Genomic DNA, 2519 nt, shown 5'->3' with positions numbered 1-2519 from the left:
GTCCGTGCGCCCACCGGCGCATGGACGTGCCGACCTGTTCGAGGACCGGTTCCTGGCCTGCCGAGATCTGCGCCCAGGCGGTCGCGAGGTCGGGGACGAGGATGCGCCACGACACACCGTCGACGACGAGGTGATGCGCGACGACGAGCAGGCGGCCGCCGGATTCCCCGGCGTCGAACCACACCACCTGCACCATGACGCCGGCCGCGGGATCGAGCCGGTCCAGCGCGGCGTCGAGTTCCGCGATCACCGTCGCCGCGAACGCCGGGGTTCCCGGGGCCGTGGACACGGGGACCCGGCGGATCAGGTCCTGTGCGTCGACCGCGCCGACCGGGCGGACGGCGAGGTGCGAGTCCTCGGCGGAGACGATCAGCTGCGCGCGCAGCATGTCGTGCCGGTCGAGGACGGCTTGGAACGTGGCGCTCAGGGGTTCGAGTTCGCGCAGGTTCGGCGGTGCGGTCAGCAGCGCCGACTGCGACATGCGGTTGAACTCGCCGCCCCGTTCGAGCAGCCACTTCGTGATCGGGGTGGTCGGCATGTCGCCGACTCCGCCACCGGGCAGTTCGTCGAGGACGACGATGTCGGCGGCCCCCACCCACGACGCCACCGCGGCGAGACCGGCAACGGTCTTGGCCTCGAACACGTCCCGCGGGGTCAGCACCACACCCGCCGCCTTCGCGCGGGCCACCAACTGGATCGACATGATGCTGTCGCCGCCGAGGGCGAAGAACGAGTCCTCGACACCGGCCGATTCCAGACCGAGGACCTCGGCGAACAGTCCGGCGAGCACCTCCTCCATCTCCGACACCGGCGCGCGGCCGGTCGACACCCGGGCGCCGAAGTCGGGTTCCGGCAGCGCGCGGCGATCCAGCTTGCCTGCGGGGGTGAGCGGCAACTCGTCGAGGACGATCAGCGCGGACGGCACCATGTACGGGGCGAGGAATCCGCCGACGAAATCGAGGACGGCTTCCGGGTCGAGTTCCGCGCCCGCCGTGGGGACGAGGTACCCGACGAGCCGGTTGGCTCCGGTGCTGCCCTGGTGCGCGGACACCACCGAACGGGCGACCCCCGGGTAGCGCGTGAGGGCGGTCTCGATCTCGCCGAGTTCGATGCGGAATCCGCGGATCTTCACCTGGAAGTCGCTGCGGCCCAGGTACTCGAGCTGGCCGGCACCGTTCCAGCGCGCCAGGTCACCGGTCCGGTACATGCGGGCCCCGAGGCCGCCGTACGGGTTGGCGACGAAACGCTCCGCCGTCGTGCCCGCCCGGTCCTTGTAGCCGCGGGCCAGACCGGAACCGGTGACGTACAGTTCGCCGGTCACCCCGTTGGGCACCGGGTGCAGGCGTGAATCGAGCACCATCTCCCCGGTTCCCATCGGCGGACGGCCGATGGTGACGCCCTCACCGGGAATCATCGGTCCCGTCACGCTGGACACGACCGTCGCCTCGGTGGGGCCGTAGGCGTTGAACATCCGCCTGCCCCCGGTCACCCACTGCGCCACCAGCTCCGGCGGGCACACGTCGCCGCCGGTGGCGACACACTCGAGCTGGTCGAGGCCCGCGGGGTCCACGGACGCCATGGCCGCCGGGGTGACGAACGCGTGCGTGACCCGGCCTTCCCGGAGCACGTCAGCGAGTTCGGTGCCGCCGATGACGGACGCCGGAGCGATCACCATGGTCGCGCCGGAGCCGACCGCGAGCAGCAATTCCAGGATCGACGCGTCGAAGCTCGGCGACGAGAAGTGCAGCGTGCGCGACCGCGGCGTGACCCCGAAGCGGACGCGTTCGTCGGTGGCGAAGTTCGCCAGGCCGCGGTGGGTGACGACGACGCCCTTCGGGGTGCCGGTGGACCCGGACGTGTAGATCAGGTAGGCCGGGTTCTCCAGCGCGAGCGGGTGTGTCCGGTCGGCGTCGGTGACGACCGCGGCGGAGTGCGCGCTCACCTCGTCGTCGAATCCGGGTGCGTCGACCACGACGTAGGACGTGCAGTCCGGCAGCGTGGGACGGAACTCGGCGACGGTGAGCGCGAGCGCCGCACCGGAGTCGCTGAGCATGTGGACGATCCGGTCGGTCGGGTAGTTCGGGTCGACCGGGACGAACGCGGCACCGGTCTTGGCGACGGCCCACAGTGACAGCACCGACTCCGGCGACCGCGCCAGCGCCAGCGCCACCACCGATTCCGGGCCGATGCCGCGCCCGATCAGCAAGCGGGCGAGACGGTTCGACCGCTCGTCGAGATCGCGATACGTCACCTCACGGCCCTCGTAGGACAGCGCGGCCGCCTTGGGATCCACGGAGGCCGCGGCCGCGAGCAGTTCGGGCAGGGTCCGCGGTTCGGCGTCGGGCCCGTCCATCACCGGGGTGAGGGCCGCACGTTCGGACGCCACCATCAGGTCGATGTCACCGACGGCCATGCCCGGTTCGGACGTCACCGCGTCGAAGATCCGCTGCAGGTAGTCGGCGAAGCCGGCGATCGTGGACGCGTCGAACAGGCTCGACGCGTACGTGAAGGCCGCGGAG

At 71.4% G+C, this 2519-nt stretch carries 1 protein-coding gene; it reads right to left on the bottom strand.

Annotated features, from left to right (window positions below; genetic code table 11):
* The coding region (locus AC1D1G_RS44210; RefSeq protein WP_477956826.1) for a non-ribosomal peptide synthetase at positions 1-2519 on the bottom strand (2519 nt) is incomplete at both ends.

It is taken from the genome of Rhodococcus sp. P3_B8, assembly GCF_056402775.1.
Note: the sequence above shows the minus strand (reverse complement) of the source record. Positions and strands in the feature narration are given on the sequence as shown.